The following is a 7,534-nucleotide window of genomic DNA, read 5'->3' on the forward strand; positions in this document are numbered from 1 at the left end:
CCGGCGCCGCCACGACCAGCAGGCCCCACAGGGCCGCCGCCATCACCGCCCCGGCCAGCACCATGCGCGGCAGCCGCCGCCAGGCCGCGGGGTCGAGCCGGAAATGGCCGCGCCGGTGCAGCACCCAGGCCAGCAGAATGATGTTCAGCCACACCCCGGCCGAGGTGCCGACGGCGAGGCCGACCTGGGACAACGAGTCCATCAGCGCGATCTTCAGCCCGACATTCAACGCCACCGTGGCGACCGCGATCTTGACCGGCGTCGCTGTGTCGCCGCGGGCGTAGAAGCCCGGCAGCAGGCAGCGCACCAGCACCACTGCCGGCAGGCCGAAGGCATAGGCGGTCAGGGTCAGCGCCGACTGATGGCTGTCGATCGCGGTGAACCGCCCGCGCTCGAACATCGCCGCCAGGATCGGCTCCGCCGCCACCAGGAAGGCGATGGCGAAGGGCAGGGTGAGGGCCAGGGTCAGCTCGATCGCCCGGTTCTGGCTGGCCAGCGCGCCCTCATGGTCGTCGGCGGCCAGGCGGCGCGTCACCTCCGGCAGCAGCACGGTGCCGACGGCGATGCCGATGACGCCGAGCGGCAGCTGGTTCAGCCGGTCGGCGTAGTTCAGGTAGGACTGGGCGCCGGTCGGCAGCGCCTGGGCGATGATGGTGTCGGCGAAAACGCTGATCTGCGCCATGCCGGCACCCAGGGTCGCCGGCCCCAGCGCCCGGAAGAACCGGCGCACCCCGGGCGACAGCCGTGGCCACACCAGCCGCAGCGAGGCGCCGGAGCGCCGCATGTCCCATTCCAGGTACAGGAACTGGGCGATGCCGGACAGGAACACGCCCCAGGCCAGGGCGTGGCCGGCGGTGGGAAGGAACGGCGTCAACCCCAGCACCGCGCCGATCATGAACAGGTTCAGGAGGATCGGCGCGGCCGCGGCGGCACCGAACCGGCCCAGCCCGTTCAGCACGCCGCCCTGCAGCGACACCAGCGACATGAACAGGAGATAGGGGAAGGTGATCCGGGTCAGCTCGACCTTCAGATCGGTCTGTGCCGCCGTGGTGCCGCCCGGCTCCATCACCGAGATCAGCCAGGGCATGGCCGCCAGCGCCGCGACCAGCACGACCAGCAGCACGGCCAGCAGGATCGCCTGCACCTGTTCGGCCAGGGCCAGCGCCTTGGCCTTGCCCTCGCGCTGCAGCGTGGTGGTGAAGGTCGGCAGGAAGGCGACGTTGAACGCGCCCTCGGCGAACAGCGACCGGAAGTGGTTCGGCAGCCGGTTGGCCAGGAAGAAGGCGTCGGCCACCGGGCCGGCCCCCAGCACCGCGGCGATGATCTGGTCGCGGACCAGGCCGAGCACGCGGCTGGCGAGCGTGAGCCCGCCGACGGAGGCGATCTTGCGGTACACGCCTAGGCCGCTTTCAGCATGAGCTGAATCACCCGGCAATCCAGAGGGTCTCGACGCTCTCTGGATGCCCGGGTCAAGCCCGGGCATGACAGTAAAAGGATGGTGCTCATCTGGAGCATTTATCCCTGTCGCCTAGGCCGCCACGAACTCCGCCGCGCGATAGCCCTGCAGATAGAGCAGGGCGGTCAGGTCGCCATGGGTCACCGACACCGGCACCGACTCCCGCACCAGCGGCTTGGCCCGGAAGCCGACGCCCAGGCCGGCGGCCTGCAGCATCGGGATGTCGTTGGCGCCGTCGCCGACGGTGATGGTGTCGGCGAGGCCCAGCCCGCGCTCCGCCGCCATCTCCTGGAGGAAGGCGCGCTTGGCGTCCTTGCCCAGGATCGGCTCGCGCACCCGGCCGGTCAGCCGGCCATCGGCCTCGATCAGGTGGTTGCCCTCCGACCGGTCGAAGCCGACCGCGGCGGCCACCGGGCGGGTGAAGGCATCGAAGCCGCCGGAGACCAGGGCGCAATAGGCGCCGTTCGCCTGCATCGTCGCCACCAGGGTGCGGCCGCCGGGGGTGTAGCGCAGGTCGGCCAGGGCCCGGTCGATGATCGAGCGGGGCTGGCCCTCCAGCAGGGCCACGCGCTCGACCACCGCTTCGCGGAAATTGATCTCGCCGCGCATCGCCCGCTCGGTGATCGGCACCACCCGGTCGGCGACGCCGGCCAGGGCCGCCAGCTCGTCCAGCGTCTCGGCCTCGACGATGGTGGCGTCCATGTCGGCGACCAGCAGGCGCTTGCGGCGTCCCAGGGCCGGCACGACATTGGCGTCGACCGGCTGCCCGGCCAGCGACAGCCGCGCCGCCGCTTGCGCCGCCTTGGCATCGGCCGCGGTGAATGCGATATCGCAGGCGATGCCCGGCGCCAGCCAGTCGACCGCGCCCGGCGTTCCGCCCGCGATCGCCAGCGCGTTGCGCACATGGCGGGTCAGGGCGTTGTCGAGGGCCGGGTGATCCGGGGCGGTGGTGAGGGTGAGGACGAGATCCATGACGCGGCGCAGCTCCCAGCACAGGCGACCGTCTATGCCGCAGCGCGGCGGTGCCTGTCTATGCGCGAAAGGCGGCGGGGCAAGGGCATGACCGACGGCGTCATCATCGTCGGCGGGCCGACGGCCAGCGGCAAGTCGGCCCTGGCGCTGGACCTGGCCGGGGCGCTGGACGGCGTGGTGATCAATGCCGACAGCATGCAGGTCTATGCCGAGCTGTCGATCCTGACCGCCCGGCCCGGTCCGGCCGACCTGGCGCGGGCGCCGCATCGCCTCTACGGCGTGCTGCCGGCCGCCACCCGCTGCTCCGCCGCCGCCTGGTGCGACATGGCGCTGGCCGAGATCGGCCTGGCGCGGAAGGCCGGCAAGCGGCCGATCGTGGTCGGCGGCACCGGCCTGTATCTCCGCGCCCTGACCGAGGGGCTGAGCCCGGTGCCGGCGGTGCCCGAGGAGATCCGCCGCGCCACGGTCGAGCTGCACGAGACCCTGGGCGGCGAGGCCTTCCATGCCGAGCTGATGCGCTGGGACCCGAAGATGGCCCAGCGCCTGGCCCCGGGCGACAGCCAGCGGATGATCCGGGCCTGGGAGGTGATGGTCGCCACCAACCGGTCGCTGGCCGACTGGCAGCTCGACCCCGGCTCCGGCCCACCGCCCGGCATGGTGTTCGACTGGATCATCCTGGCACCGCCGCGCGACGCGCTCTATGCCGCCTGCGACGGCCGCTTCCGGGCCATGGTCGCCGCCGGGGCGCTGGAGGAGGCGCGGGACCTGCTAGCGCTGGATCTGGACCCGGAGCTGCCGGCGATGAAGGCGGTCGGGGTGCCGGAGCTGGCGGCGCATCTGCGGGGGGAGACGGATCTGGAGGCCGCGATCGCCCGGGCGCAGCAGGCCACGCGCAACCTGGCCAAGCGCCAGACCACCTGGTTCCGACACCAGATCCCCGCCGCGGGCGCAAGGGTGCAACGCAGCCATGTCGCTCACACGCAATATTCGGAAAAAATTGCAGCCGAAACTTTGTCTTTTCTTCGCAATTCCGATTGACCTCTCGGATTCCGCCGTCTAGCTTGCCGACCCTCGTTGATCCCCAACGTTGAACGTCGCGGCCCGGAGGGGGCCGCAAACCGAGGTTACCATGTCGACAGAAACGCTGACCGGAGCCGAAATCGTCCTGCGTGCCCTTCGGGACCAGGGCGTAGAGGTTATCTTCGGATATCCGGGCGGAGCTGTCCTTCCGATCTACGACGCGATCTTCAAGCAGAACGCGATCCGCCACGTCCTGGTCCGGCACGAACAGGCGGCGGTGCACGCAGCGGAAGGCTATGCCCGCTCGACCGGAAAGGTCGGCGTCGTCCTCGTAACCTCCGGCCCGGGCGCGACCAACGCGGTCACCGGCCTGACCGACGCGCTGATGGATTCGATCCCGATCGTCTGCCTGACCGGGCAGGTGCCGACCCATCTGATCGGCAACGACGCGTTCCAGGAGGCCGACACCACCGGCATCACCCGGCCCTGCACCAAGCACAACTACCTGGTGAAGGACGCCAACCACGTCGCCCGCACGGTGCATGAGGCGTTCTACGTCGCCCGCAGCGGCCGGCCCGGCCCGGTGGTGATCGACCTGCCGAAGGACGTGCAGTTCGCCGACGGCGTCTACACTCCGCCCGAGCATGTCGAGCACCGCACCTACCGGCCGCGGACCGAGCCGGACGCGGAGCTGATCGAGCAGGCGGTCGAGCTGATGGCCAAGGCCGAGCGGCCGATCCTGTACACCGGCGGCGGCATCATCAATGCCGGGCCGGAGGCGTCGGCGGCGCTGCGCGAGCTGGTGGAGCTGACCGGCTTCCCCTGCACCTCGACCCTGCTGGGCCTCGGCGCCCTGCCGGCCTCGGACCCGCGGTTCCTGGGCATGGTCGGCATGCACGGCACCTACGAGGCCAACCTGGCGATGCACGGCGCCGACCTGATGGTGGCGCTGGGCTCGCGCTTCGACGACCGGGTCACCGGCAAGATCAGCGCCTTCTCGCCGGGGTCGACTAAGATCCATGTCGACATCGACCCGTCCTCGATCAACAAGAACGTCCATGTCGACCTGCCGATCGTCGGCGACGCCGGCAAGGTGATCCGGGCGATGGTCGAGCTGTGGAAGCGCCGCGGCTACAAGTCGCGCGAGAAGGCGATTTCCGGCTGGTGGGGCCAGATCAAGCAGTGGCAGGCGCGCAACTGCCTGCAGTTCAGCCAGGACCGCTCCTCCGACGCGATCATCAAGCCGCAATACGCGATCAAGCGGCTGGGCGAGCTGACCGCCGACCGCGACGACGTCTACATCACCACCGAGGTCGGCCAGCACCAGATGTGGGCGGCGCAGCTGATCCCGTTCCAGAAGCCGAACCGCTGGATGACCTCGGGCGGGCTCGGCACCATGGGCTACGGCCTGCCGGCCGCGGTCGGGGTGCAGATCGCGCATCCCGAGGCGCTGGTGATCGACGTCGGCGGCGAGGCCTCGACGCTGATGAACATCCAGGAGCTGTCGACCATCGCCCAGTACCGGCTGCCGGTGAAGATCTTCATCGTCAACAACTTCTGGATGGGCATGGTGCGGCAGTGGCAGGAGCTGCTGCATGGCGAGCGCTACTCCGAGAGCTATTCGGAGGCGCTGCCCGACTTCGTCAAGCTGGCCGAGGCCTTCGGCCTGACCGGCCTGCGCGCCACCAACATGGGCGAGGCCGATGACGTCATCCGCGAGATGCTGCGGATCAAGGGGCCGGTGGTGGTCGACATGCAGGTCTCCAAGATGGAGAACTGCTTCCCGATGATCCCGGGCGGTGCCGCCCACAACGAGATCCTGCTGGGCCCGGCCGACCAGGCCGCCAAGCCGACCTCGGAGGAGGGGATGGTGCTCGTATAAGGCGCGGACGACGCTCTTCGCCGCGGCCATCCGACCGAGGGTGGCCGCGACTCTCGTCTCGTGACCTTATGGATCGACCATGACCCCCCCGCAGACCCAGATCGAAACCCATACCATCGCCGTGCTGGTGGACAACGAGCCCGGCGCCCTTGCCCGCGTCATCGGCCTGTTCTCCGGCCGCGGCTACAACATCGAGAGCCTGACCGTGGCCGAGGTCGATGCGGCGCGGGACCTGTCCCGCATCACCGTCGTCACCTCCGGCACGCCGATGATCATCGAGCAGATCAAGGCCCAGCTGGACCGGCTGGTGCTGGTGCACAGCGTGCACGACCTGACGCTGGACGGCCCGGCGGTCGAGCGCGAGCTCGCCCTGGTCAAGGTCCGCGGCGGCGGCGACAAGCGCATCGAGAGCCTGCGCATCGCCGACGTGTTCCGGGCCCGCGCCGTGGATTCGACGACCGAGAGCTTCGTGTTCGAGGTCACCGGCTCGTCCCAGAAGATCGACGCCTTCATCCAGCTGATGATCCCGCTCGGGCTCGTCGATGTCAGCCGGACCGGCGTCGTCGCCATCGCCCGGGGGCCCGAAGGGCTCCTGACTGCTGCCAAGTAACCCCAATCTGCCGGTTGCCAGCAGCCGGCAGGTCCCGTCATCGTTGAGAAAGGCCGGGCCGCCCGGCCCCGTGTGAGAGGACAGAGCAATGCGCGTGTATTACGACCGCGACGCGGATGTGAACCTGATCAAGTCGAAGAAGGTGGTGATCGTCGGCTATGGCAGCCAGGGCCATGCCCATGCCGCCAATCTGCGCGACAGCGGCGTCAAGGATGTGCGCATCGCGCTGCGCCCCGAGAGCCCGACCGTGAAGAAGGCGGAGGCCGCCGGCTTCACCGTGATGTCGCCGGCCGAGGCCGCCGCCTGGGGCGACGTGCTGATGATGTGCACGCCGGACGAGCTGCAGGCCGACATCTACGCCCGCGACCTGGGCCCGAACATGAAGGAAGGCGCCGCCATCGCCTTCGCCCACGGCCTGAACGTGCACTTCAACCTGATCGTGCCGCGCAAGGACCTGGATGTGTTCATGGTGGCGCCGAAGGGCCCGGGCCACACCGTGCGCTCCGAGTACCAGAAGGGCGGCGGCGTGCCCTGCCTGATCGCGGTCGACCAGAACGCGACCGGCGCCGCGCTCGACATCGGCCTGTCCTACGCCTCGGCGATCGGCGGCGGCCGGGCCGGCATCATCGAGACCACCTTCAAGGAAGAGTGCGAGACCGACCTGTTCGGCGAGCAGGTGGTGCTGTGCGGCGGCCTGACCGCGCTGATCATGGCCGGCTACGAGACCCTGGTCGAGGCCGGCTACGCGCCGGAGATGGCCTATTTCGAGTGCCTGCACGAGGTCAAGCTGATCGTCGACCTGATGTATGAGGGCGGCATCGCCAACATGCGCTACTCGATCTCCAACACCGCGGAATACGGCGACTACGTCACCGGCCCGCGGATCATCACCTCGGAGACGAAGGCCGAGATGAAGCGCGTGCTGGACGACATCCAGTCCGGCCGTTTCACCCGCGACTGGATGCTCGAGAACAAGGTCGGCCAGGCCAGCTTCAAGGCCACCCGCCGCCGCCAGGCCGAGCACGACATCGAGAAGGTCGGCGAGAAGCTGCGCGCGATGATGCCCTGGATCGCCAAGAACAAGCTGGTCGACAAGGCGAAAAACTGATCCGGACTGTTTCCGGAGATGGAAAGGGCCCCGCGAGGGGCCCTTTTTTTCGTTGGGCCGTGGTATCCAGGGACAGAATCGCATCGGCGGGAGCACGGTCATGACGCGCCCATCCATTGCCGTCCGCCCGGCCCGGCCGGAGGAGGCGGAGGCGCTGTCGGCGCTAGTGCTGCGGTCGAAGGCGCATTGGGGCTATGACGCGGCCTTCATGGCGCAGGTGGTCGACGTGCTGCGGGTGACGCCGGAGATGATCCGGGCCGGCGGCATCGCCGTCGCCGCCGACCGTGACGACCGGCCGCTCGGCATGGTCTCGGTCAGCGTCTCCGGCGCCGAGGCCGAGGTCGAGCTGCTGTTCGTCGATCCTTCGGCGATGGGGCAGGGGGCCGGCCGGGCGCTGTGGCGCCATGCCGTCGACGCGGCCCGCGGCGGCGGGGCCACCGCCCTGTGGATCCTCGCCGATCCCGGGGCCGAGCCCTTCTACCGGGC

Annotated in this window: 7 protein-coding genes; 5 read left to right on the forward strand and 2 right to left on the reverse strand. The window is 69.8% G+C overall.

The features are described from left to right. Both murJ and serB read right to left on the reverse strand, forming a co-directional pair. Positions 1–1,396 (reverse strand): murein biosynthesis integral membrane protein MurJ (gene murJ / locus P409_RS20505; RefSeq protein ID WP_034842803.1); only part of this gene is annotated, 1,396 nt, incomplete at its 3' end. A gap of 132 nt (positions 1,397–1,528) precedes the next feature. After that, positions 1,529–2,428, reverse strand: coding sequence for a phosphoserine phosphatase SerB (serB, locus tag P409_RS20510; RefSeq protein WP_034842806.1), 900 nt, complete (start codon positions 2,426–2,428; stop codon positions 1,529–1,531). A gap of 87 nt (positions 2,429–2,515) precedes the next feature. Here serB and miaA point away from each other — a divergent pair, with 87 nt between their 5' ends. From miaA to P409_RS20535, 5 genes are all read left to right on the forward strand, one after another. After that, on the forward strand, positions 2,516–3,466 hold the full coding sequence (gene miaA, locus P409_RS20515; protein ID WP_034842808.1) for a tRNA (adenosine(37)-N6)-dimethylallyltransferase MiaA: 951 nt from the start codon (positions 2,516–2,518) through the stop codon (positions 3,464–3,466). 91 nt (positions 3,467–3,557) lie between these two features. Further along, positions 3,558–5,330 (forward strand): acetolactate synthase 3 large subunit, encoded by a 1,773-nt coding sequence (locus tag P409_RS20520; protein ID WP_034842811.1) that lies wholly within the window; start codon positions 3,558–3,560, stop codon positions 5,328–5,330. Between the two features lie 79 nt (positions 5,331–5,409). Then, positions 5,410–5,940, forward strand: a complete 531-nt coding sequence (gene ilvN / locus P409_RS20525) for an acetolactate synthase small subunit (RefSeq protein WP_034842814.1) — start codon at positions 5,410–5,412, stop codon at positions 5,938–5,940. A gap of 88 nt (positions 5,941–6,028) precedes the next feature. Beyond that, complete coding sequence (gene ilvC, locus P409_RS20530) at positions 6,029–7,048, forward strand: ketol-acid reductoisomerase (protein WP_034842816.1); 1,020 nt, start codon at positions 6,029–6,031, stop codon at positions 7,046–7,048. Positions 7,049–7,148: 100 nt separating this feature from the next. After that, the coding region (locus P409_RS20535) for a GNAT family N-acetyltransferase (protein WP_034842819.1) at positions 7,149–7,534 on the forward strand (386 nt) is incomplete at its 3' end.

The organism is Inquilinus limosus MP06 (assembly GCF_000767795.1).
Taxonomy (GTDB): Bacteria; Pseudomonadota; Alphaproteobacteria; order DSM-16000; family Inquilinaceae; genus Inquilinus; species Inquilinus limosus_E.